The organism is Salegentibacter sp. (assembly GCF_036568425.1).
In the GTDB taxonomy this organism is placed as follows: Bacteria; Bacteroidota; Bacteroidia; order Flavobacteriales; family Flavobacteriaceae; genus Salegentibacter.
Window position 1 is genome coordinate 1 of the sequence record NZ_DATCSO010000078.1, and the last position, 22,772, is coordinate 22,772.

A 22,772-nucleotide genomic window follows, 5' to 3' on the forward strand; every position below is an offset into this window, starting at 1 on the left:
TCCTGTTGCAGCTTTGAGAAAACTCGCTCAGTATTCCCAGGAAAAGTATCAGGATTTGATAAACCATCCTTCCTTCCTGGAATTTTACGGAGAGGCAACGCCAATTGATGTGCTGGAATTAAGTAAAATAGGTTCCCGCCCCGCGCGTCGCACCGGAACAAGAACCCTGGGAGATCTCAGGGCAATCCCCTGGGTTTTCAGCTGGAATCAATCCCGCTTTAATATTACCGGTTGGTTTGGAATAGGCTATGCATTGCAAAAGCTGAAGAATGAGGATAAGGAAAGTTATACCCAGCTCAGGGATTTTGCTGAAAAATGGCCTTTGCTGCGTTATATCCTTATACAGGTGGAAACCAATCTTATGAATGCGTCCCCAGAGGTTATGAGCCTCTATGCTGAATTGGTTAAGAACGAAGATGTTCGGCAGCAACTCACAGAAATTATTAAAACCGAGCATACTGAAAGTCTGGAACAAATAGGTGCTATGTTTGATGCCAGCAGAGAGGAACGCCGCCAAAGTCTGCTGGACAATTTAAACCGAAGAGAGGATGCGCTTCTAACCCTGCATTATTTACAGATTAAAAACCTGGAGCTATGGAGAGCCAGTAATGACCGGAATGAGAGTTCCCTGGTGACCCTTTTGCTGGAGATAACAACCGCCCTTGCAAGCGGACTTAAAAACACTGGTTAAATCCAGGGATTAAATTGAGGAAACAGGTATTTATAAATTATTTTTTAAACAGGATTTTCGCCCGGTTATATTCATAGTTCATTTTTGCAATAGTGAGCACCGAAATATCTTCCGGGCATTCCACCTGGCAGGCTTCTGTATTGCTACAATGCCCGAAGCCTTCTTCCTCCATTTGATTCACCATCTCCACGGTTCTGGAAGAAGTCTCTTTATCACCCTGTGGTAAGCGGGCGAGGTGGGTGATCTTGGCACCGGTAAATAAAGCCGCGCTGGAATTTTTGCAACTAGCTACACAAGCCCCGCAGCCAATACAGGCGGCAGCGTCAAAAGCGGTTTCTGCTTCATGATAGGTTACAGGAATACTGTTGGCTTCAGGTGCCTGGCCGGTATCTACTGAAACATATCCGCCAAAGGCGATAATACGATCCAGGGATGAACGGTCTACTTTCAGGTCCCGTACTACAGGAAAGGAAGTTGCTTTAAAGGGCTCTACATAAATGGTGTCCCCATCTTTAAATTCCCGCATGTGCAACTGGCAGGTAGTCGTGTGCTTAAGGGGGCCGTGGGCTATTCCGTTGATCATCACCCCACACTGTCCGCAAATACCTTCCCTGCAATCATGGTCAAATTCTACTGCCCGCTCTCCCTGCTTTACCAGCTGGCTATTGAGCATATCCAGCATTTCCAGAAAAGACATATCCCTTGACACCTCTTCCAGCACATAATCACAAAATTCTCCTTTGGTATCCCTGTTCTTCTGTCTCCAGATCTTTAAAATTATTCTCATCCTGATGTGATTTAATTGAATGCTATTCTTTTAAATTTCCTTTCCGAATTTTTTTATAGCTGCGGAAGAAATTTTCTCTTATTTATAACTCCTTATAGTTGGAGCAACGGTTTCAAAGACCAGGGGTTCTTTATTCAGGATAGGAGCAGAAATGTCTCCGGACCATTCCCAGGCCGCTGAATAACTGAAATTTTCATCATCCCTTTTTGCTTCACCCTCCTGCGTCTGGTGCTCTCCTCTGAAATGAGCTCCACAGGATTCTTCCCTGTGTAAGGCATCTATACACATTAGCTCTGCCAGTTCCATATAATCTGCAACCCTTCCGGCTTTTTCCAATTCGCTGTTAACCTCATCTGCATCTCCCGGCACCATAAGGTCCTCTTCAAACTCTTTTCTTATCCTCCGTATATTCTGAATTGCTTCCTCCAATCCTTTTTTGGTACGAAGCAGGCCACATTTGTCATATAATTCCTTGCCAATGATTTTATGGAAATCTTCGGCGGTTCGTTTTCCCTTACAGCTTAAGAATTTTTCCATTTGCTGTTGAACATTTTGTTCCGCTTCTTCAAAGGCAGGATGATCTGCTGAAATCTTTGAATCCTTACTTTCATCTGCTAAATAATTCTGCAGGGTATAAGGCAAGACGAAATATCCGTCCACACAGGCCTGTAAAAGAGAATTGGCTCCCAGTCGGTTTGCCCCGTGATCTGAAAAGTTTGCCTCTCCAATAGCAAAAAGCCCCGGGATGGAAGTCATAAGTTCATAATCTACCCATAAACCTCCCATTGAAAAGTGGGCCGCGGGGGAAATCTTCATCGGTTCTTTATAAGCATCGGTTCCTGTAATTTTTCGGTACATGGTGAACAAGTTCCCATACCTTTCGGCAATAACATCTTTGCCGTATTCTTTAATAGCTTTGGAGAAATCCAGGTATACTGCGTTTTTAAGAGGGCCAATCCCTTTCCCAATGTCAATTTGTTCCTTGGCGGCCCTGGAAGCAATATCCCGGGGAGCAAGATTTCCAAAAGAAGGATATTTTCGCTCGAGGTAATAATCCCTATCCTCTTCAGGTATTTCACCGGGAGCTCTTGTTTCGTCTTTAGCTTTAGGCACCCATATTCTGCCGTCATTCCGAAGGGATTCACTCATTAAGGTAAGCTTGGACTGATATTCTCCGCTCTGCGGAAGGCAGGTTGGGTGAATTTGAGTCCAGCTGGGATTGGCCATGAAAGCGCCTTTTTTATGAGCCCGCCAAATAGCTGAAGCATTACAGCCCATGGCAAGGGTAGAAAGATAATAGATCTTGCCAAATCCGCCGGTGGCAAGAACTACTGTATGTGCGGCATGACGTTCAATTTCTCCTGTATCCAGATTTCGGGCAATAATTCCACGGGCCTTGCCATCAATAAGCACCAGGTCCAGCATTTCATGACGGGTAAAAAGTTTTACTTTTCCTGTGTTTTCTTGCCTCAGTAGTGCCTGGTAAGACCCCAGCAGTAATTGCTGTCCGGTTTGTCCGCGTGCATAGAAAGTCCGGGATACCTGCACCCCGCCAAAAGAGCGGTTCCTTAGATACCCACCGTATTCTCGTCCAAAAGGAACACCCTGTGCTACTGCCTGGTCTATTAAATTAGCAGAGCATTCGGCCAGTCGGTAAGTATTGGCTTCACGGGATCTAAAATCTCCTCCTTTAATAGTGTCATAAAACATTCGGTACACGCTGTCCCCATCATTCCTGTAATTCTTTGCGGCATTTACCCCACCTTGTGCAGCTACAGAATGTGCTCTTCTTGCTGAATCCTGGAAACAAAAGCTTTTTACATTATAACCCATTTCTGCGAGAGAAGCAGCAGCAGATGCACCTGCCAAGCCGGTGCCAACAACGATTACATCAAGTTTCTTTCTGTTATTCGGGCTCACCAGTTTTGCTGATGCTTTGTAATTACTCCATTTCTCAGCCAGCGGTCCCGCCGGTACTTTAGTGTTTATTATCTTACTCATAGCTGGTGATTTATATAGATGAAAACCGGAATAATAATATAGCCTATAGTAATTACAACTGCGAAAATTATTCCCAGTACCTTTATGATAGTATTATAAACGGGATGATATAAGCCTATAGTCCTGTGAGCACTAAAGACACCGTGAAGCAAATGGTATCCCAGGGCGATGATAGCTATTACGTAAAGAATAACATACCATAATTGTTCAAAAGACACCATCACCAGGGTATAGAGGTCTCTGTTGCCATTTTCATCCAGCGGCAGATCTCCAAATTTATACCTGTACCAGTAATCTTTAAAGTGGATCACTAAAAAAACAAAAACTATAACACCTAAGGCCATCATATGCCGGGAATACCAGGTGCTCGCCCTTCCTCTTCTGTCTCTTGAATAAGTAGCTCCATTAGCCTTCCTACGCTTTATTGCGAGATATATGGCATCTGCGGTGTGCAGAATTATACAGGCATACAGCACAAAGGATATAGCGATCACTAGAGGGTTGCCGCCCAGAAATTGGCTGTAAGAATTGTATTGCAGTTTTGCCGTGGCTTCGGGAAGCAGAAGCTGTAAATTTCCGGCAAGGTGAATGATCAAAAAGAAGGACAGGAAAAGACCGGTTATGGCCATAAGATTTTTCCTTGTAACTGAATTTTTAATATACCATATCATAGGTTAAAGTTTTTTATTAATCATTCTAATAGGCCACCTGAAATTGTATCAGCATTTTATTAGAGTCGTACTGGGAAGTGCCCGGTATATTAGACTTATAATCGTTGATTACTCCTACAAGGGATATTTTAGCATCATAAGTTCCGGCAAAAACCAGGCTGGCCATAGGCACATAGGTCAGAAGCTCATCATTCTCAACAGAAGTATTCCTGTCCAGATATTCCTGCCTGAAACTTAATTCCAGGGCTCGTAAGCGCGGGGCGTAGAGTTTATATCTTAATCTGGTAAGAAAATAAAAGCCTTCCATATTATAATCGTCTAGATTTGGAAGTGCTTCTTCCGAACTGCGAAATGTCTCAAAATTTGTCCCTTTCTTATATTCGGTATTAATATCAAGATCAAATCTGTCTCCCAGGGGTTGCTTCAACTGCCCGTCTATGCCATAGGCATTGGCTCTTTGGCCTTTATAACGGGCTGTACCCCCGTTGAATCCAATTTTCAAAACGGAAACAGGCATATATTCAAAACGTAAAGTTAAGTTCTTAGAACTGTCATTATCACCAATTATATTTTTGTTATTACCATTATATACTGTAAGGTAATAGGATAGAATTTTGGATTCAAGGGATCCAAAGGCGGCAGCTCCTATTTGGAAGCTTTGCCACCCGTTCCTGCCAAATAAGGAGTACTGCCTGGACCAGGCATAAGAATTATCCAGCTGAAAAGGATGCAAATCTTCCAGCCCAAAAAAGGGTCTGAACTGGCCAATCCTTAATTTAAAATAAGAATTATGAGAGTAGGTCACAAAGGCATTTTCCAGGACTTTCCCAGTTATTTCATCCTTTTTAAAATCGGCTAAATTCACCAGGATAGAAGTCGAAATCCTGTCATTAATAAAGAAGCTCGTCGATAAACGCACGTATTGCATTTCGAAAGAGTTGGTTACCACATCCTCGTCATCGACAAAGTGTTTCCCAAGATAATCTGTATCACTGTTTAGAGAAGTGGTATACCTGCCAACTACAAGGGCGTTCAATTTAAAATTTCTTTTAAAGTAGGAGTAATCGTCAATAAGGCTATCATTTTGGGCAAATGCATTCAAATTACTAAGAAGCAAGGCAAAAATTAAAGAAAAAATTGAAATACTGCAGTTTGAACAGCTTCTCATAACGGTAAATTCAGGTTAGGGACAGAAAAATATTCTTTGATAAAGGTATATACTTCCGGGAAGGCAGAAGTTGATCTTAATCAGTTCCCGGTTCATTTTTATTATAAAATTGAAATTAATTTTGGCTGGATCTGGTTTGTATATAATCATAAATTAATGTTAAACTTTTGTTTCGATTTTCCACTTTCAGCCCTATTTTCAAAGTTTTGTTCAACTACAACGTTTTCGCTTATAGCAAGGGCTCCCAGCGCATTTGAGGTATCTTATAAGCAGATGAAATATGACCGTCGTCATATTTTTGAGGAGGAAGGAAAAGTATCTTTAGTTACTTTCTAAAACAAATTTTTTTTGTACGAATTTCATAAGGAAAGTAGAGTACTTTTTTAACCGCTTAAAACTATGATTATGAAAAATTTATTAATTCCATTCGACTTTTCTGATGTTTCAATGAATGCCTTGCTGTATGCCATTAAATTTGGATCCAGGTGCGAGAAAGCAACGATCAATCTGCTCTACATTTCCAAAACAAAGATGGAAAAGGATAAAGAAAAAGAGCTCAAAAAGAATTTTGATGAATTGCTGAAAAAACATCAGGGTGCCGGTGAGCCCGAGATGAGTTACCATTTTCGCACCGGACATTTTACAGATGCTGTTGTTGATATCCATAAAACACTGGATATAGATCTTGTGATAATGGGTACTAGCGGTGCCGAAGAAGGAGCAGAATCTCCGGTAACCAGGACCTCCAGGTTTGTACTGGAAGCAGATTTGCCTGTATTAGTAGTACCTGTGAGCCATAAATATTTTAAACTGGACAAGATATTGCTGGCATTGGGAGAAGATGTGATGCATGACACTTCCACATTAAACCTGTTGCTGGATGTCTCCAGTAGATCTAATGCAGAGGTTGATGTGCTCACAGTAAGTCGCAGCCCGGAAAGTTTAGGATATTCTGAAGCCGATGAAAAAAATGAGAACACCCTGCAGTATTATCTTGAAATGTTTTACTCTCATCATAGTTTTGCAGAGAATGAAGATATCCTGGAAGGTATTGATACTTATATCAAAAAGCATGACGTGGATCTATTGGCCATTATGCCTAAAACTCATTCTAAAACCGGTTCCCCATCTAAAGGAAAATTAACAAGGGAGATAACTTTAAAGAGTGAAATCCCAGTCCTTGTATTGGATTAACCCCAAGTAAAGATGTATTTGCTTCTCGCTATACTCGGAATAACTATAGTACTCTTTGTGTGGGATAAATATCCGCCAGACGTGGTAGCTCTAATGTCTATGTTAGCCCTGTTCCTCTTTGGAATTCTGGACCTTTCTGAGACACTTAGTGGTTTTAGTAATCCTACGGTTATAATGATTGCCGCTTTGTTTATTATTGGAGAAGGTCTCTCCAGAACAGGGTGGACTGCCCTGGCAGGAAGAAAGTTTGTTGCTTATGCAAGAAAGAGCAACAACAGGCTGCTTATACTTATAACGCTGGGCTCTGGCCTGCTTTCAGGAGTAGTGAGCAACACCGGTGCCGTAGCCGCCCTTATGCCTATGACGGTCTCAGCGGCCTGGACTGCAGGAACCCTGCCCTCCAAATTACTTATCCCAATGGCTTATGGCTCCAATACTGGTGGCCTTCTTACCTTAACAGGTACTCCCCCGAACATCATTGTGAGTGATACGCTCATTCAGAATGGAATGGACGGGTTTTCCTTCTTTGAATTCAGCCTTATAGGGGTTCCTTTACTTATTATTACTTTGCTTTATTTCAGGTATATAGGTCAAAAGCTTTTACCCGCCAGGCAAAGTAAGGACCGGCCCATAAATATTGATTCTGAAATGCATAAATGGATTGAGGATTACAGTATTGGGCATAATTTGTACCGATTAAGGATTAGATCCATGTCTCCTTTTCTTAATACCAAAATTGCAGACTGGAATCTTGAAGAAAAATACGGGGTATCTATTGTAAGATTAAGGCGCAGGCATTCAAAACCCTTTAAAAGGCAATCCAAATTTGTGGAGATCCCTTTACAGGGAACCAAATTGCTGTATCATGATGTTATTATTGTAAAAGGAAGTACAGAAGGGGTAGATAGACTGATCCTGGATTTCAACCTGGTTATAATTCCAAATGATAAAGAACTTAAGGAAGAGTTGATAAACCTGGAAGTGGGTATGGCCCAAATGGTAGTCACTCCTAGCTCAAGGCTTGTTGGGCAAACCGTTGCTATGGGTACTTACCTGGAGCAAACCGGCATACAATTACTGGGGGTTTCCCGGGGGAACAAACCTTTAACCGAAAGTAAAATAAAGATCCATGCCGGTGACAGTTTTGTCGTACGAGGCTCATGGAAGAATATAGACAACCTGAAATCAATCCATGAAAACCTGGTAATTGTTGGTAGCCCCGAGGCCATGAGTAAGGATGTAGATATGCTTAGCTACAGATCCTTTATTGCAATGGGTGCCCTGTTGCTGCTGATACTCCTTCTGGTTTTTGATGTGATGCCGGGATCTGTCGCGGCATTAATATGCGCAGGAATCGTTATGCTTACCGGCTGTGTTCCCATAGCAAAGGCCTACAGCGGGATAAGCTGGACCAGTGTGATAATGATAGCTGCAATGATCCCGATGGGATTGGCCTTACAAAAAACCGGCCTGGCACAAATTGCAGCTAATGGGTTAGTAAATTCTCTGGGAGCCATTCACCCAACGGCACTTCTTGCGGGAATATTCCTGGTGACTTCCCTTTTTAGTCAAGCCATAAGTAATTCGGCTACAGCCATTCTTATGGCTCCTATTACCCTCTATGCTTCCGGCAAGCTCGGATTATCGGTAGAACCATTTTTGATGGTGGTTGCCGTAAGTGCCTCTACCGCCTGTTTAACCCCTGTTGCAACTCCAACCAATGCAATGGTAATGACAGCCGGGAATTACAAGTTTGTCGATTATTTTAAAGTTGGAGCTCCACTTCTTTTATTGCTTTTCATTGCTACAATTATCCTCGTGCCGCTAATATGGCCTTATTAATATGATTAAACCTTAAATTATGGAAACACTAGTCAAAAATTCCGATGCCACTATTTTAAAAAAATACGGATTAAAAGACACTGTAGCCCACCGAAACCTTTCCGGAGAAGAGTTACAGAAGATCACCGTAGAGAAAAATATGGGTGTAGAAACAGAAAACGGCACTTTAGCCGTTAAAACCGGAAAATTTACGGGGCGGTCTCCGCAGGATCGTTTTCTTGTGAAAGATGATTATACAAGGGAAAAAGTTTGGTGGGGGAAGGTCAATAAACCAATTTCTCCTGATAATTTTAATCAACTTTATGACAGGGTCACCGCTTACCTTAGCGGGAAAGAGGTCTATGTACATGATGGCTATGTAGGAGCTTACCCTGAATATCGGCTTAATGTACGTACTATCGCAGAGTACCCCTGGTCTGCTTTCTTTGTAAAGAACATGTTTCTTCGGCTTAAAGATGAAGAGCTTGAAGATTTTAAAGAAGACTGGTTGGTAATTTGTGCACCCGGTTACGTAGAACAAGACCCTGAAACCTATGGCCTACGCCAGGGAAATTTCAGCATACTTAACTTCAGTAGAAAAATTGCCCTGATTGGAGGATCGGCTTATACAGGCGAAATGAAAAAAGGTATTTTCTCTGCACTAAACCTCATTCTGCCGGTGGAGAAAAACGTATTACCTATGCACTGTTCTGCCAACGTAGGAAAAGATGGGGATACTGCAATTTTTTTCGGTCTTTCGGGCACCGGAAAAACCACTCTTTCCGCAGATCCTGAACGCAAACTTATAGGTGATGATGAACACGGCTGGACAGCAAAAAATATCATATTTAATTTTGAAGGCGGGTGCTACGCCAAGGTGATAGACCTTACTGAAGATAAGGAGCCGGATATTTACAGGGCTATTAAACCCGGAGCTATGCTGGAAAACGTTATTTTTAAGGATAACAGTAGGAAGGTAGATTTTGAAGATAGCAGTATTACCCAGAATACACGGGTAAGTTATCCTATAGATCACATTGAAAATATTCAACAGCCTTCCTTTGCAGAAAACCCTACCAATATCTTTTTCCTTACTTGTGATGCTTTTGGAGTGCTTCCCCCTGTATCCAGGCTTACTCCCGGGCAGGCGGCCTATCATTTTATATCAGGTTACACCGCAAAGGTAGCAGGAACAGAAGCCGGCATTCATGAGCCCGTTCCCTCTTTCTCGGCCTGTTTTGGAGAACCTTTTATGCCTCTGCACCCAACGGTTTATGGAGAAATGCTGAGTAAAAAAATGACTGAAGCAAATGTTAAGGTTTGGCTTATAAATACCGGTTGGAGTGGTGGCGCTTATGGAGTGGGCTCCAGAATAAAACTTAAATACACCCGTGCCATGATTTCAGCCATTCTTGAAGGACAACTGGAAAATATCGATTTTAAATTGCATCCTATTTTTGGTCTTCATATGCCTGTTTCCTGCCCCGGGGTTCCTGCAGAGACGCTGGACCCAATAAATACCTGGGAGAATAAGGGAGCTTATATTCAAAAGGCAATACAGCTGGCCCACTCGTTCCACCTGAATTTTGAAAAATTTGCAGGAGAGGCTTCCGAGCAAATCCTCACAGGAGGGCCCCTTATCGATGAACACCATCACCTGGAAGAACATTTTTAAATCGGGGTACACTACTTAAATAGCAATTTTAAAAAGCTTTGGGGTGCCATTTATGGGGCTCCAAAGCTTTTTCTTTGCCTGGACCTGATTCCTGAGTAAATACATACTCTATTAACTCCTGTAATAATTAATGCGCTTGTGAAGCATTTATTAAGGAATGGAAACGGAATACAAGATGAATTCGGAATATTTACGTATTATTAATCTTCCACTAATTTTATACTGAAATCTAACTTTCAGGATCTGTTTGTGCAGTTTTTAATTCATGGTATTTGGTAATATACCTTCCAAAAAGATCACGTTGCAAATAATCAACAGGCGTAAAGTTTATTACATTGGCAGGAATAATTATAGGATCCTTCACCACTCTCGGGATTTCCATAGTCATTTCGTAAATCATTCCTTCGTTTAAAAAAGTGTTTATCTTATACCATTTGTCCAGCCTTCCAGATGAAATAATAGTTGAATTTCCTTCTGTTTTCACAGCTACCACACGTTCCCGGACAGTGCGATAATTGTCATTCATCGAGGTATCCTTGCTGGCGCAGCTAATAAGTAATAAAATTGAAAAAAAGTAAAATAGTTTTTTCATAATTAATTGAGGTTTAGTTAAAAAAATAAATCATCAATAAATATGCCTGTTTTATTTGTGAATATTTTCTAGAAAAACAAATCTATTAGTAATCGGTTTACATTTTTCATTTATTAGAAATAAAAAAGAAAGAATAATTGAATGAGATTATAAAAAGGAATCAAATGATTCCCCCTTTGATTTTTGCATCTAAACCTTTAAAAAAAGGGAATGTTTTACCATATAGCTTAGAAGTTTTTTATAAATAATTTAACCCCAGCCTGTAAGAGACAAATTGCCTTGGGTGTCTCCTTCCAACGTCTTTCACCGACTTAATCAAAAATTTCACCGACTTTTTTTGATTTTGAGCTACTTATGCTGTAAGTTTACTCTTGTTGATTTTGAGCGTAGCCGGAGGAGAAACTTTAAGGTTTGTAGATAAAGGTGAGCTGTTTTATTCTACTACTTTTTACTTTAATTTTGTATCGGAACCCCAAGTCCCCGATTATATAAAAGCATTACCCCTTTAACTTTTTTGTGATTCCAAGGAATGTATTACATTACGCACGTCTATGAGGGTAAATTATAAATACGGAATAATAATTTCAGCCTTCCTGCTGTTTTTTTCCTTTGAGGTATTCACCCAAACCGGTCCGCCGGAGCCACAAATGAATCAAGGAAAAGGACAAGGCCCACCCTGTGTGCCTAAGGGTAATGATGGCAATGGGTTTCCTAACCCACCACCACCCGGGCTATGCCTTCCTGTTGACGATTATATTCCATACCTGCTGGTAGGCGGATTGCTTATTGGCCTAATTTATACTACTAAAAAAATAGCTAAGCCTGGCGAAGTTCATTAAGGCGTTTCACGTATTTCCCAATAACATCAAATTCCAGGTTCACCTTATCACCAATTTTTAGGTTTTTAAAGGTGGTGTGCTCGTAGGTGTAAGGGATAATGGCTACGCTGAATTCATTTATTTTTGAATTAACAACTGTTAAACTCACCCCGTTAACCGTGATAGAACCTTTTTCAATGGTCACATTCTGTTGTGCAGGATCATATTCGAAGGTGAATTCCCAGCTACCATCTTTTTCAAGTACGTTTTTACAAATTGCCGTCTGGTCTACATGGCCCTGTACGATATGGCCGTCCAGCCGTGCCCCGATTTTCATGCCGCGTTCTAAATTGACGAAATCGCCAACTTTAAGATCGCCCAAACTGGATTTATCCAGGGTTTCCTGGATGGCGGTTACTGTATATTCTTCGCCTTTTATATTTACTACTGTTAGGCAAACCCCATTATGGGCCACACTTTGATCTACTTTTAATTCTGAAGTGATTTGAGCCTTCACTTTTATATTCAGGTTGCCATTTTCATGGTTCAGTTCGGTAATCTCACCTGTTTCTTCAATGATTCCGGTAAACATGTTATATAATATTGGTTACATTTGTGATGTAAAAATAGCAATAAAAAGCCGGGAAGTATATGAAACACGCTGAAAAGGTAAAATTAGGAATTAGTATTGGAGACCTTAATGGGATTGGTGGCGAGATAGTGCTTAAAACCTTTGATGATTCACGGATGCTTGATTTTTGCACTCCGGTTATATTCGCTAATACCAAAACTCTCAATTTTGTAAAAAAACACTTTAAACTCTCCCTTAATTTCCAGGGGATAGATGAGCCTTCTAAAGCTATAGACGGAAAGATTAATGTAGTAAATGTCTGGAAGGAAAACGTAAATATAGATTTTGGGCAGGAAGATCCTAAAGTGGGTGAATTTGCATTCAAATCTTTGGAAGCTGCTGCGGCTGCGCTAAAAGCAAATGATATAGATATCCTGGTTACGGCACCCATCAATAAACATTCTATCCAAAGCGAAAAATTTAATTTTCCGGGACATACCGATTATCTTGCACGGGAACTTGAAGGTGAAAGCCTTATGTTTATGATAAGCGACGAGCTTCGGGTAGGGCTCTTTACCGATCATGTGGCCCTTAAGGATATTGCCAAAGTGATCACTCCTGAACTCATTGAGAAGAAAATAAGATTAATTCAGAACAGTCTGAAACAGGATTTCAGAATATCAAAACCAAAGGTTGCGGTGCTGGGTATCAATCCCCACAGCGGTGATCAGGGAGTGATTGGGAAAGAAGATGAAGAAATAATGAAGCCCACACTCGAGAAATTACGGGATAAAGGGGATCTTGTATACGGCCCCTATTCGGCTGATAGCTTCTTTGGATCAAAAAACTATAAGAATTTTGATGCCGTAATAGCCTCTTATCACGACCAGGGCCTTATACCTTTTAAAACGCTTTCCTTTGGAAACGGGGTGAATTACACTGCCGGATTAAGCAAAGTACGTACCTCACCCGATCACGGGACCGCTTTTGAAATTGCCGGAAAAGGGGAAGCCGATATCAACTCATTTAAGGAGGCTGTTTTTAAAGGAATTGAGATTTTCAATTGTCGTGAAGAATATGCCGAACTCACCAAAAACCCGCTTAAAAAACAACGCAAAAAGATATGAACAAAAATTTGTTTATAAATCATCGTTAATTTATTAATTTTTATATCTTTGCACCCGCCTTATCCTGAGGGAATAGGCGCTCGAAACTGATGATGAAATGAGGAAACTAGCTAAGTATACAATCCCTTATGTGGGATTGAAGCTGGGAAAACACCGGTTTGAGTACGAGATAGATAACACGTTCTTTGAACATTTTGGGTACGAAGAATTTAATGATGCCAGGCTTAAGCTGGACTTGTTGTTTGAAAAAAAAACAACAATGATGGAGCTAACATTTACGGTGAGTGGAACAGTGAATGTAAATTGCGACCTCACCAACGAGCCTTACGACCAACCTATAGAAGGGGAGTTGTTTTTGGTAATTAAATTCGGCAACGAGTATAACGATGATAATGAAGACCTGTTAATTTTACCTCACGGAGAATATGAGGTAAATATACAGCAGTATATTTATGAGCTTGTCGTGCTCTCGGTACCTTTAAAGAAAGTTCACCCGGGCGTAGAAGACGGCACGTTGAAATCTGAAGTACTTGATAAACTGGACGAGTTCAGCTTAACAGAAAAGAAGAAAAAAGAGGAACAAACAGACCCTCGATGGGATAAATTAAAAAACTTATTAAACGATAAATAATAGCAAGCCATGGCACATCCAAAGAGAAAAATCTCTAAAACAAGAAGAGATAAAAGAAGGACACATTACAAAGCATCGGTACCTAAAATTGCTACCGATCCTACTACAGGCGAAGCACATTTGTACCACAGAGCGCACTGGCACGAAGGTAAACTGTACTACCGAGGTCAGATTTTGATTGACAACACAGAAGAAGTTGAAGCTTAATAATTTAGAGCTTCCTTAATTATAGAAACTCTCACCTTGTGGGAGTTTTTTGTTTTAAGTTGAATAAGTCCTAAAAAGACCTTAATTTGCACCCCCGTTAAAGTTATATTTAGTACATTTCTTTAGCGGGTTTTTGCCAAAAAAGGCCCGGAAAGGTGTTTAATTTTGATGTGTATGAATGAAATCACAGCTGCAATAACCGCTGTGGGTGCCTATGTGCCCGAAGATATTTTGACCAACAAAATGTTGGAGGAAATGGTTGATACTAATGATGAGTGGATAACCTCCAGAACAGGCATCAAAGAGCGCCGCATCCTCAAAGATCCCGATAAAGGGACTTCTTACCTTGCCATAGAGGCAGCGAAAAATCTAATTGAAAAATCCAGCCTGGATCCCGCTGAAATTGATGTGGTGATTCTCGCTACAGCTACTCCAGATATGCCGGTGGCTGCATCAGCAGTGCACGTCGCAACCCAGATTGGAGCAGTTAACGCCTTCGGATACGACCTGCAGGCAGCCTGTTCAGGATTTTTATACGCGATGTCCACGGCATCAGCTTATATAGAATCCGGCAGATACAAAAAAGTACTGGTAATAGGAGCCGATAAAATGTCTTCCATAATCGATTATACTGACAGAACAACCTGCATTATTTTTGGAGATGGAGCTGGAGCAGTCCTTATGGAACCAAATGACGAAGGCTTCGGGCTTCAGGATGAGATCCTTAGAAGTGACTCTGTGGGCCGCGCGTCTTTAAATATTGAAGCCGGCGGATCTATAATGCCTCCTAATGAGCAAACAGTTGCCAGAAAACTCCATTTTGTGCGTCAGGATGGAAAAACAGTTTTTAAATTTGCGGTTTCAAATATGGCAGAAGTCAGTGAGCACATCATGAAACGCAACCATTTAACCAATGAAGATGTAGATTGGCTGGTAGCACACCAGGCCAATAAACGTATTGTTGGTGCCACCGCTAAACGTATGAACCTTGAAGATGAAAAGGTACTTATGAATATTGAACGTTACGGTAACACTACTTCGGCAACTTTGCCTTTGTTGCTTAGCGATTACGAGAAAAATTTTAAAAAAGGAGATAATATTATTTTCGCTTCATTTGGAGGAGGTTTCACCTGGGGAGCCACTTTCCTGAAATGGGCTTATAATTCTTAAAAAACCAACACCCTAACATTATGGATTTAAAAGAAATTCAGAATTTAATCAAGTTTGTAGCCAAGTCTGGCGCCAGCGAGGTAAAACTGGAAACAGGTGATGTGAAGATCACTATCAAAACAGGCTCAGACGAAAAGGAAACAACCATTGTTCAGCAAGTGCCTATGGGCAATCAAATGCCCCAACAAATGCCGGTCCAACAGCAACAGGCTCCGGTACCTGCACAGGAGAATGCACCTGCACCTGCAGCCGGGGAGAAAAAGACCTCAGACGAAGACAACTCAAATTACGTTACTATAAAGTCTCCTATAATTGGAACTTTTTATCGTAAACCTTCGCCAGATAAGCCAACCTTCGTAGAAGTTGGAGACTCAATTAAGGAAGGGGATGTACTTTGCGTTATTGAAGCCATGAAACTCTTCAATGAAATTGAGAGTGAAGTTTCAGGAAAAATAGTGAAGGTTCTTGTAGATGATGCTTCTCCGGTAGAGTTCGATCAGCCATTATTTTTAGTAGATCCATCATAAATTACTGCCCATTTAGCTTAAGGGAGTTTTTCCCTGGGTCAAAAAAACAATAGGTATGTTTAAAAAAATATTAATTGCCAACAGGGGCGAAATTGCATTGCGCATTCTTCGTACCTGTAAAGAAATGGGAATTAGCACTGTTGCGGTGTATTCTACCGCCGATGCTGAAAGCCTTCACGTAAGGTTTGCCGATGAGGCCGTATGTATTGGCCCGCCGCCAAGTAACCTATCTTATCTTAAGATCTCTAATATTATTGCGGCTGCTGAAATCACTAATGCAGATGCTATCCATCCGGGGTACGGGTTTTTATCTGAAAACGCCAAGTTTTCCAAGATCTGTGAAGAACACGACATTAAGTTTATTGGCGCTTCAGCCGATATGATCAGCAAAATGGGAGATAAGGCTACGGCTAAAGCTACTATGAAAGCTGCCGGTGTGCCCTGCGTGCCTGGTTCAGAAGGAATCCTGGAGGATTATGAGGATTGTCTTAAAACTGCAAAAGAAATAGGATTTCCTGTAATGCTTAAAGCTACCGCCGGAGGTGGTGGTAAAGGAATGCGTGCCGTATGGAAAGAAGAAGACCTGCAAAATGCCTGGGATTCTGCGCGTCAGGAATCAAGCGCAGCTTTTGGAAACGATGGGATGTATATGGAAAAACTTATTGAAGAGCCACGCCATATCGAGATCCAGATCGTGGGAGATAGCAGCGGAAAAGCCTGCCACCTTTCTGAAAGAGACTGTTCGGTACAGCGCCGTCACCAGAAACTAACTGAAGAAACCCCATCTCCGTTTATGACCGATAGCCTTCGGAAGAAAATGGGTGAGGCCGCAGTAAAAGCCGCTGAATACATAAAATACGAAGGAGCGGGAACCATAGAATTTTTGGTGGATAAACATCGTAATTTCTATTTCATGGAGATGAATACCCGTATACAGGTGGAACATCCTATTACCGAACAGGTGATAGATTACGATCTTATAAGGGAACAGATCATGGTAGCCTCTGGGGTACCTATTTCCGGAAAAAATTATTTCCCGCAATTGCACTCTATCGAATGCCGAATCAACGCTGAAGACCCTTATAACAACTTTAGGCCTTCTCCAGGAAAGATCACCAATCTTCACGCACCAGGCGGACACGGAGTGCGAATTGATACTCACGTGTATAGTGGATATATCATTCCGCCAAACTACGACTCTATGATCGCCAAACTTATTACGACTGCCCAAACCAGGGAAGAAGCGATCAATAAAATGAAGCGTGCTTTGGATGAATTTGTTATTGAAGGAATTAAAACTACCATTCCTTTCCACAGACAACTCATGGATCATCCCGATTATATTGAAGGTAATTACACTACCAAATTCATGGAGGATTTTAAAATGAAACCTATGGAAGAAGTAGAATAGTTTTACTTTAACTAAAAAGAATATCCCCATAGTTTTTTAGCTATGGGGTTTTTTGTATCTGTTTATTGGAAACTTTCTGTATTTTCAGGGAAAATTTAACAGCCGATGAATTTTTCTTATTGGGAAACTAAAACCTGGTTTTCAAATCTTGATTATTGCATAGTTGGAAGCGGGATAACCGGTCTCAATTGTGCTCTCGATCTTAAAAAACATTTCCCGAAAGCCCGTATTCTCGTTCTGGAAAGCGGATTCCTGCCTAATGGGGCGAGCACCAAGAACGCGGGTTTTGCCTGTTTTGGAAGTCTCTCCGAGATCAGGGACGATCTACAATCCCATTCTGAAGAAGAAGTTGTGGAGCTGGTTAAAAAACGTTTAAGGGGACTTAAACTTTTAAGGCAAAATCTTGGAGATGCTAATATAGGTTACAAAGAATATGGAGGCTACGAGCTTTTTACTAACGAGGACCAAGCTTTGTATGAAGAATGCTTTTCTGAAATGCCCAGGGTTAATACATTGCTGGAGTCGGTTTTTGGAGAAAAGGTTTTTAGCAAAGAAAAAATCGTCTTTGGCTTTAGGAATATTCAGAAAAAACTTATTTATAACCAATTTGAAGGACAGCTGGATACCGGCAAAATGATGCAAAACTTGTTGCGCAAAGTCCAGTCAGCTGGTGTTAAAATCCTGAATACTATTAGCGTTGAAGAATTTTCAGAAAATGGAAATTCAGTAAAAATAAAAACCGATAAAGGGGAGTTTTCGGCAAAAAAACTGCTTATTGCCACAAATGGTTTCGCGGGGAAACTCGGCATTGAGAAAGTAAAACCAGCCCGTGCTCAGGTACTCATTACAAAACCAATTAAGGATTTGGAAATCAAAGGTACCTTCCACCTGGATAAGGGATTTTATTATTTCAGAAATATCGATGATCGTATCTTGCTGGGCGGTGGAAGAAATCTCGATTTTAAAGCTGAAGAAACCACCGAGATGGCTCAAACAAAACTAATTCAGGATCGCCTGGAAGAAATGCTAAAAACTACCATTTTACCTGAAGTTCAATTTGAAATTGACCACCGCTGGAGCGGAATAATGGGGGTTGGAAAACAGAAAAAACCTATTGTGAAACAGCTTTCAGAAAACATTTATTGCGGTGTGCGGCTTGGAGGAATGGGGGTTGCCATAGGTAGCCTAGTTGGGAAAGAACTTTCAGAGCTTGTGAAATGATAAAAAAGATATTTAGGTTTATTTGGAAACTCATCGCTGCACTTATTCTATTTTCGGTTTTGGCGGTTGTGTTTTTAAATTGGTTGCCGGTAATGTTTACGCCGCTTATGGGGATTCGTTACCTGGAAAATCCGGATGAGAATATTCAGCATAGCTGGGTGCCTCGCGAAGAGATTTCTTTACACCTCCAACTTGGAGTTATCGCCAGCGAAGATCAGAATTTCGTTAAGCATAATGGTTTCGACTTCGAGGCCATTGAAAAAGCACTGGAGGAAAACAAGGAGGGAAAACGAGTGCGGGGTGCCAGCACCATTTCCCAGCAAACTGCAAAAAATGTATTTCTGTGGCCGGGAAGAAATTGGGTGAGAAAGGGGGTGGAGGTATATTTTACCTTTTTAATCGAGACTTTTTGGAGTAAGGAACGCATTTTGGAAGTTTATCTTAATAGCATTGAAATGGGACCTGGAATTTATGGGGCTGAAGCTGCAGCCCAATATTGGTTTAACAAACCGTCTTCAGAGCTAATGCCTTTTGAAGCAGCCGCCATAGCTGCTATTTTACCTAATCCACGGCAGTACAGAGCTAATCCTGCCAGCAGCTATATTGAGGGTCGCAAGAGTTGGATTGTTAAACAAATGAAGAATTACGGAGAATTCAGTTTTGAAAAAAGAGAAGAATGAGTGAATTAAAAAAGAAATTGATAGCGGAAGCCGGTTCGTATGTAGAGGAGCGATTAAAACGCATTCATACCGCCATAGACGACCTGCAGGCCGCACTTAAATTGGAAACCAAATGCTCTATGGGCGATAAATATGAAACCGGCCGGGCAATGCTGCACCTGGAATTTGAAAAACTATCGGGGCAGCTGGAACAATACGGCAAGCTCAAAAAAACCCTGAATGCTATTCCCGTGCAAGCTCAGAACAAGGTGGATTTTGGAAGTATAGTAAAGACGAATGCTGCTAATTATTTTATTGCCGTGCCGGCGGGAGAGTTAAGGCTTGATTCAGAAAAATTCTATGCTGTGGGCACTAATTCTCCGGTAGCTCTTGCTATGAAAAATAAAAAATCCGGGGAGGATTTTACCCTTAATGGTCAAATCTATAGTATTCTAAGCGTAGAATAGCTATTTCCTGGCTTCAATGAGCTTAGGAGAGATTTTAATACCAATAGTATCACCTTCTTTTAAATTTGTTGGATTTTCGATAAAAATATCCTGGTCGTTTAGGTCTGCTTTTATTAAATAATGTTGGCCGCGGAAAAAGTTTTTTCTTACACCTACTTTTATTTCAGATTTGTTCGAGACACTTATTTCGTGAGGATATACCAGAATTTTCTTCCTGCTGGTTTCTGATCTATCCAGATTCTTTAGCATAATCTCATTTATTTCTCCAAAAAGGGAGGCCACATACTTATTAGGCGGATTCTGGTAAAGTTGTTTCGGGCTGCCTTCAGCGTGAATTTTTGCGTTTTTAAGCACTATGGTTTTATCTGCAAAAGAAAGGGCATCTGTACTGTCGTGGGTTGCCACTATACAGGTGATGTTCTTTTCTGCCAGGTAAGAAAATAGCTGGCGTCGCAGATTATTTTTTCTGAAATGATCGATATGGCTAAAGGGTTCATCAAGCAATAGTAATTCCGGCTCATTTGCAAGGGCTCTGGCCAGGGCGACGCGTTGTTGCTGGCCACCGCTTAGGTGTTTTGCTTTCTCATCTGCAAGTTCGGTCATTTCTACTACTTCTAAAAGTTCTTTGACCCGACGTGTTTTCTTTCGCGGATACATATTGCTGAGGTGCTTTCCTATATTTTCAGCAACAGTCAAGGGAGGCATCAGGTCAAAATCCTGGGCGAGATATTTTATAAAAGGTTCCCCGGGAACAATATTATATTGCGGCCCAAGCAATTCCTGATCGTTCCAAAAAATTTTGCCATCGGTATGCAGCAGGCCATAAATAAGTTTTAAAAGAGTGCTTTTACCACAACCACTCTCGCCAATAACAGAGAGATTTTCTCCTTTCTTCAAACTGAAACTCAGGTTCTTTAGGACTGGTTTCTCCAGGTAAGCGAAGGAAACGTTCTTTAATTTAAGCATAACACAAGTTCTTGTTGAGGAAAGGATGATTTAAAAACAATTAGAGTCTTAATTTCAATAACTTTTCCGGGCTTAAAGCTAATTAAGCTTAAAGAGTTTTGAGAGAAAAATATGGAAAAAATACTGAAATAACCCGCAGTGACGAAGAAAAATCGGGAACGGAAAACGGTAAAGAAAACCGCCGGCATACTTAGTGCCGGCGGCTGATTTAAAGAGTTATTCTTTCAACTAGCCTTTAACCTTTTCTATTTTGGTAGGCAAAGTTTCAAAACCCATATTATAAAGGGTAAACCCAAAAACATCGGCATATTCCTCTATGATCATTTTTGTAGGTTTTCCGGCACCGTGACCGGCTTTGGTTTCGATCCTAATCAGCACAGGATTGTTCCCGGCTTGTTTCTCCTGTAATTCTGCAGCAAACTTAAAAGAATGTGCAGGCACAACGCGGTCGTCATGATCTCCTGTGGTTACCAGGGTAGCCGGATATTCTACTCCTTCTTTCACATTGTGTACGGGAGAATATTCATAAAGGTATTTAAACATTTCCTCGTTGTCTTCTGAAGTCCCGTAATCATATGCCCAACCTGCACCGGCAGTAAAAGTGTGGTAGCGCAGCATATCCATAACCCCTACGGCAGGTAAAGCTACCTTCATCAGCTCAGGTCTTTGGGTCATCGTGGCTCCAACCAGAAGACCTCCATTTGATCCACCCCTAACAGCAAGATAATCGCTGGAAGTATAATTTTCTTCAATAAGGTATTCCGCAGCGGCGATAAAGTCATCAAAAACGTTTTGTTTTTTAAGTTTAATACCGGCATCGTGCCACTCTTTTCCGTATTCACCACCTCCTCTAAGGTTTGGCACGGCATAAACGCCTCCCTGCTCAAGCCAAACCGCATTAGCTGTGCTGAAAGACGGGGTTAGACTTATATTAAAGCCTCCATAACCATAAAGCATGGTTGGGTTTTTACCATCAAGTTCAAGGCCTTTTTTGTGAGTGATAATCATTGGTACTTTTGTACCATCCTTAGATTTATAGAATACCTGCTTACTTTCAAAATCTTCAGGGTTGAATTTTATCGCGGGTTTGTTATAAACTTCAGAAGTACCCTGCTCAATATCAAATTTATAAATAGTACCCGGGGTAACGTAATTGGTAAAAGAATAGTAAAGTTCTTTCTCGTCTTTTTTGGCACCAAAGCCACCGGCCGAGCCTATTCCGGGAAGTTCGATCTCTCTTACCAGTTCTCCGTCGTAGTCATATTGTTTTACCTGGGAAATGGCATCAACCATATATTCGGCAAAAATATAGCCACCTCCGGTTGAGGGGCTAAGCACATTTTCGGTTTCCGGGATAAGATCTTTCCAGTTTTCAGGTGTTGGATTAGCCGCGTCTACGGTTACAATTCGTTTATTAGGGGCATCGAGATTTGTAACTATTAAAAACTTGCTTCCCTCGTTATCCATCACATAAGTGTCGGTCTCTTCATGGTCTAAAATAGTGACCAGTTCAGGATTATCCTGCTGAAGGTCCATCATATAGAGTTTTCCTCCGGAAGTTGAATTATTTGCTGAAATGAACAAATAGCGATTATCTTCTGAAACGCTACCTCTTACATACCGATGTTTCTGTTCTTCAGTATCACCAAAGATCACTTTGTCTTCTTCCTGAGAAGTTCCTAATTTATGGTAAAATAGTCGGTGCTGATCGGTTTTTGCGGAAAGCTCACTACCCTCGGGTTTTTCATAACTGGAATAATAGAAACCATCGTTTTCTTTCCAGGAGATCCCGCTGAATTTTACATCTCTCAAGGTGTCTTCTACAACTTCTTTGTTTTCAGTATCTATAATAATAATTTTTCTCCAGTCGCTTCCACCCTCAGAAATGGCATAGGCTGCTTTTTTACCATTCTCTGAGAAACTTAGTCCAGCCAGAGAAGTAGTGCCGTCTTTACTGAATTTATTAGGGTCTAAAAAGACCTCAGTCTCCCCTTCTTCTTTCTTTTTACGGTATACCACATATTGATTCTGTAGCCCATCGTTTTTCGAGAAATAAATATAATCGCCTTCTTTTCTTGGGGCGCTTATTTTCTCATAATTCCAGATTTCTGTAAGTCTTTCCTCGAGGTCTTTTCGAAATGGAATTTTTTCAAGATAACCGAATGTTACTTCATTTTGGGCTTTCACCCATTCTTCGGTTTCTTCGCTGCGGTCGTCCTCCAGCCAGCGGTAAGGGTCTTTTACTTCGGTGCCAAAATAATTTGTTACCGTATCTACTTTTTTAGTTTCAGGATAATTCAAACTGATTTCGTTTTCGGTTTTAGAATCGGTGCAGGAAGCCAGGACGGCGAGTGCAAAAATTCCGGAGAATGTTTTTTTCATAAATTATGTTTTGAT

At 41.1% G+C, this 22,772-nt stretch carries 22 protein-coding genes; 14 read left to right on the forward strand and 8 right to left on the reverse strand.

Annotated features, from left to right (window positions below):
• Positions 1 to 691: phosphoenolpyruvate carboxylase (locus VIM94_RS07590; protein WP_332038691.1), on the forward strand; the 691-nt coding region annotated here is incomplete at its 5' end.
• Between the two features lie 37 nt (positions 692 to 728).
• Here the strand turns inward: VIM94_RS07590 and VIM94_RS07595 are convergent.
• The 4 genes from VIM94_RS07595 to VIM94_RS07610 form a co-directional block, all read right to left on the reverse strand.
• Positions 729 to 1,478, reverse strand: coding sequence for a succinate dehydrogenase/fumarate reductase iron-sulfur subunit (locus VIM94_RS07595; RefSeq protein ID WP_332038692.1), 750 nt, complete (start codon positions 1,476 to 1,478; stop codon positions 729 to 731).
• 78 nt (positions 1,479 to 1,556) lie between these two features.
• Complete coding sequence (locus VIM94_RS07600; protein ID WP_332038693.1) at positions 1,557 to 3,479, reverse strand: fumarate reductase/succinate dehydrogenase flavoprotein subunit; 1,923 nt, start codon at positions 3,477 to 3,479, stop codon at positions 1,557 to 1,559.
• Positions 3,476 to 4,150 carry a succinate dehydrogenase cytochrome b subunit gene (locus VIM94_RS07605; protein ID WP_332038694.1) on the reverse strand — a complete coding sequence of 225 codons (675 nt, stop codon included), beginning with the start codon at positions 4,148 to 4,150 and terminating at the stop codon, positions 3,476 to 3,478. The genes VIM94_RS07600 and VIM94_RS07605 overlap by 4 nt, the downstream gene beginning before the upstream one ends.
• A 25-nt stretch (positions 4,151 to 4,175) precedes the next feature.
• Positions 4,176 to 5,318 carry a porin gene (locus tag VIM94_RS07610; RefSeq protein WP_332038695.1) on the reverse strand — a complete coding sequence of 381 codons (1,143 nt, stop codon included), beginning with the start codon at positions 5,316 to 5,318 and terminating at the stop codon, positions 4,176 to 4,178.
• 405 nt (positions 5,319 to 5,723) lie between these two features.
• On the opposite strand from VIM94_RS07610, the gene VIM94_RS07615 reads away from it, so the two are divergent.
• The 3 genes from VIM94_RS07615 to pckA are packed head-to-tail and all read left to right on the forward strand — an operon-like array spanning position 5,724 to position 10,008.
• Complete coding sequence (locus tag VIM94_RS07615) at positions 5,724 to 6,512, forward strand: universal stress protein (RefSeq protein ID WP_332038696.1); 789 nt, start codon at positions 5,724 to 5,726, stop codon at positions 6,510 to 6,512.
• Between the two features lie 12 nt (positions 6,513 to 6,524).
• A complete protein-coding gene (locus tag VIM94_RS07620) occupies positions 6,525 to 8,354 on the forward strand; it encodes an SLC13 family permease (RefSeq protein ID WP_332038697.1) in 1,830 nt (609 codons plus the stop codon).
• 19 nt (positions 8,355 to 8,373) lie between these two features.
• The gene (gene pckA / locus VIM94_RS07625; RefSeq protein WP_332038698.1) at positions 8,374 to 10,008 is read left to right on the forward strand and encodes a phosphoenolpyruvate carboxykinase (ATP); all 1,635 of its coding nucleotides are present in this window, start codon (positions 8,374 to 8,376) and stop codon (positions 10,006 to 10,008) included.
• Positions 10,009 to 10,237: 229 nt separating this feature from the next.
• Here the strand turns inward: pckA and VIM94_RS07630 are convergent, their stop codons facing one another.
• Positions 10,238 to 10,600, reverse strand: coding sequence for a hypothetical protein (locus VIM94_RS07630; protein WP_332038699.1), 363 nt, complete (start codon positions 10,598 to 10,600; stop codon positions 10,238 to 10,240).
• 551 nt (positions 10,601 to 11,151) lie between these two features.
• Between VIM94_RS07630 and VIM94_RS07635 the strand changes: the two genes are divergently transcribed.
• A complete protein-coding gene (locus VIM94_RS07635; protein ID WP_332038700.1) occupies positions 11,152 to 11,439 on the forward strand; it encodes a hypothetical protein in 288 nt (95 codons plus the stop codon).
• On the opposite strand, the gene VIM94_RS07640 is transcribed toward VIM94_RS07635, so the two are convergent.
• Entirely contained in the window at positions 11,417 to 12,010 is a 594-nt protein-coding gene (locus VIM94_RS07640) for a riboflavin synthase (RefSeq protein WP_332038701.1), read from the reverse strand. The two genes, VIM94_RS07635 and VIM94_RS07640, sit on opposite strands and share 23 nt — an antisense overlap.
• 59 nt (positions 12,011 to 12,069) lie before the next feature.
• Here VIM94_RS07640 and pdxA point away from each other — a divergent pair, with 59 nt between their 5' ends.
• The 9 genes from pdxA (at position 12,070) to VIM94_RS07685 (ending at position 19,409) form a co-directional block, all read left to right on the forward strand.
• Positions 12,070 to 13,116, forward strand: a complete 1,047-nt coding sequence (gene pdxA, locus VIM94_RS07645; RefSeq protein ID WP_332038702.1) for a 4-hydroxythreonine-4-phosphate dehydrogenase PdxA — start codon at positions 12,070 to 12,072, stop codon at positions 13,114 to 13,116.
• Positions 13,117 to 13,213: 97 nt separating this feature from the next.
• Positions 13,214 to 13,747, forward strand: a complete 534-nt coding sequence (locus VIM94_RS07650; RefSeq protein ID WP_332038703.1) for a DUF177 domain-containing protein — start codon at positions 13,214 to 13,216, stop codon at positions 13,745 to 13,747.
• A gap of 9 nt (positions 13,748 to 13,756) precedes the next feature.
• Entirely contained in the window at positions 13,757 to 13,954 is a 198-nt protein-coding gene (gene rpmF, locus VIM94_RS07655; RefSeq protein WP_093409370.1) for a 50S ribosomal protein L32, read from the forward strand.
• Positions 13,955 to 14,128: 174 nt separating this feature from the next.
• Positions 14,129 to 15,124, forward strand: a complete 996-nt coding sequence (locus tag VIM94_RS07660) for a beta-ketoacyl-ACP synthase III (protein WP_332038704.1) — start codon at positions 14,129 to 14,131, stop codon at positions 15,122 to 15,124.
• 20 nt (positions 15,125 to 15,144) lie between these two features.
• Positions 15,145 to 15,651 (forward strand): acetyl-CoA carboxylase biotin carboxyl carrier protein, encoded by a 507-nt coding sequence (accB, locus tag VIM94_RS07665; protein WP_332038705.1) that lies wholly within the window; start codon positions 15,145 to 15,147, stop codon positions 15,649 to 15,651.
• Positions 15,652 to 15,706: 55 nt separating this feature from the next.
• Positions 15,707 to 17,062, forward strand: a complete 1,356-nt coding sequence (gene accC / locus VIM94_RS07670) for an acetyl-CoA carboxylase biotin carboxylase subunit (RefSeq protein WP_332038706.1) — start codon at positions 15,707 to 15,709, stop codon at positions 17,060 to 17,062.
• A 105-nt stretch (positions 17,063 to 17,167) separates the two neighbouring features.
• Positions 17,168 to 18,283 carry an FAD-dependent oxidoreductase gene (locus VIM94_RS07675; protein WP_332038707.1) on the forward strand — a complete coding sequence of 372 codons (1,116 nt, stop codon included), beginning with the start codon at positions 17,168 to 17,170 and terminating at the stop codon, positions 18,281 to 18,283.
• Positions 18,280 to 18,963: a monofunctional biosynthetic peptidoglycan transglycosylase gene (gene mtgA / locus VIM94_RS07680; RefSeq protein ID WP_332038708.1), complete on the forward strand. Its 684-nt coding sequence runs from the start codon at positions 18,280 to 18,282 to the stop codon at positions 18,961 to 18,963. The genes VIM94_RS07675 and mtgA overlap by 4 nt, the downstream gene beginning before the upstream one ends.
• Entirely contained in the window at positions 18,960 to 19,409 is a 450-nt protein-coding gene (locus VIM94_RS07685) for a transcription elongation factor (RefSeq protein WP_332038709.1), read from the forward strand. The genes mtgA and VIM94_RS07685 overlap by 4 nt, the downstream gene beginning before the upstream one ends.
• Here the strand turns inward: VIM94_RS07685 and VIM94_RS07690 are convergent, their stop codons facing one another.
• Positions 19,410 to 20,375 (reverse strand): ABC transporter ATP-binding protein, encoded by a 966-nt coding sequence (locus VIM94_RS07690; protein ID WP_332038710.1) that lies wholly within the window; start codon positions 20,373 to 20,375, stop codon positions 19,410 to 19,412.
• 228 nt (positions 20,376 to 20,603) lie between these two features.
• Positions 20,604 to 22,757, reverse strand: a complete 2,154-nt coding sequence (locus VIM94_RS07695) for a prolyl oligopeptidase family serine peptidase (RefSeq protein WP_332038711.1) — start codon at positions 22,755 to 22,757, stop codon at positions 20,604 to 20,606.
• Positions 22,758 to 22,772: the final 15 nt, after the last annotated feature.

What these genes read in the sequence shown, in the direction of transcription:
- VIM94_RS07695 (WP_332038711.1), bottom strand. Translation starts at nt 22,757, where the DNA reads ATGAAAAAAACATTCTCCGGAATTTTTGCACTCGCCGTCCTGGCTTCC.
- VIM94_RS07620 (WP_332038697.1), top strand. Translation starts at nt 6,525, where the DNA reads ATGTATTTGCTTCTCGCTATACTCGGAATAACTATAGTACTCTTTGTG.
- VIM94_RS07600 (WP_332038693.1), bottom strand. Translation starts at nt 3,479, where the DNA reads ATGAGTAAGATAATAAACACTAAAGTACCGGCGGGACCGCTGGCTGAG.
- accC (WP_332038706.1), top strand. Translation starts at nt 15,707, where the DNA reads ATGTTTAAAAAAATATTAATTGCCAACAGGGGCGAAATTGCATTGCGC.
- VIM94_RS07605 (WP_332038694.1), bottom strand. Translation starts at nt 4,150, where the DNA reads ATGATATGGTATATTAAAAATTCAGTTACAAGGAAAAATCTTATGGCC.
- VIM94_RS07690 (WP_332038710.1), bottom strand. Translation starts at nt 20,375, where the DNA reads ATGCTTAAATTAAAGAACGTTTCCTTCGCTTACCTGGAGAAACCAGTC.
- VIM94_RS07660 (WP_332038704.1), top strand. Translation starts at nt 14,129, where the DNA reads ATGAATGAAATCACAGCTGCAATAACCGCTGTGGGTGCCTATGTGCCC.
- VIM94_RS07630 (WP_332038699.1), bottom strand. Translation starts at nt 10,600, where the DNA reads ATGAAAAAACTATTTTACTTTTTTTCAATTTTATTACTTATTAGCTGC.
- VIM94_RS07650 (WP_332038703.1), top strand. Translation starts at nt 13,214, where the DNA reads ATGAGGAAACTAGCTAAGTATACAATCCCTTATGTGGGATTGAAGCTG.
- accB (WP_332038705.1), top strand. Translation starts at nt 15,145, where the DNA reads ATGGATTTAAAAGAAATTCAGAATTTAATCAAGTTTGTAGCCAAGTCT.
- rpmF (WP_093409370.1), top strand. Translation starts at nt 13,757, where the DNA reads ATGGCACATCCAAAGAGAAAAATCTCTAAAACAAGAAGAGATAAAAGA.
- VIM94_RS07615 (WP_332038696.1), top strand. Translation starts at nt 5,724, where the DNA reads ATGAAAAATTTATTAATTCCATTCGACTTTTCTGATGTTTCAATGAAT.
- pdxA (WP_332038702.1), top strand. Translation starts at nt 12,070, where the DNA reads ATGAAACACGCTGAAAAGGTAAAATTAGGAATTAGTATTGGAGACCTT.
- pckA (WP_332038698.1), top strand. Translation starts at nt 8,374, where the DNA reads ATGGAAACACTAGTCAAAAATTCCGATGCCACTATTTTAAAAAAATAC.
- VIM94_RS07640 (WP_332038701.1), bottom strand. Translation starts at nt 12,010, where the DNA reads ATGTTTACCGGAATCATTGAAGAAACAGGTGAGATTACCGAACTGAAC.
- mtgA (WP_332038708.1), top strand. Translation starts at nt 18,280, where the DNA reads ATGATAAAAAAGATATTTAGGTTTATTTGGAAACTCATCGCTGCACTT.
- VIM94_RS07610 (WP_332038695.1), bottom strand. Translation starts at nt 5,318, where the DNA reads ATGAGAAGCTGTTCAAACTGCAGTATTTCAATTTTTTCTTTAATTTTT.
- VIM94_RS07595 (WP_332038692.1), bottom strand. Translation starts at nt 1,478, where the DNA reads ATGAGAATAATTTTAAAGATCTGGAGACAGAAGAACAGGGATACCAAA.
- VIM94_RS07685 (WP_332038709.1), top strand. Translation starts at nt 18,960, where the DNA reads ATGAGTGAATTAAAAAAGAAATTGATAGCGGAAGCCGGTTCGTATGTA.
- VIM94_RS07635 (WP_332038700.1), top strand. Translation starts at nt 11,152, where the DNA reads ATGAGGGTAAATTATAAATACGGAATAATAATTTCAGCCTTCCTGCTG.
- VIM94_RS07675 (WP_332038707.1), top strand. Translation starts at nt 17,168, where the DNA reads ATGAATTTTTCTTATTGGGAAACTAAAACCTGGTTTTCAAATCTTGAT.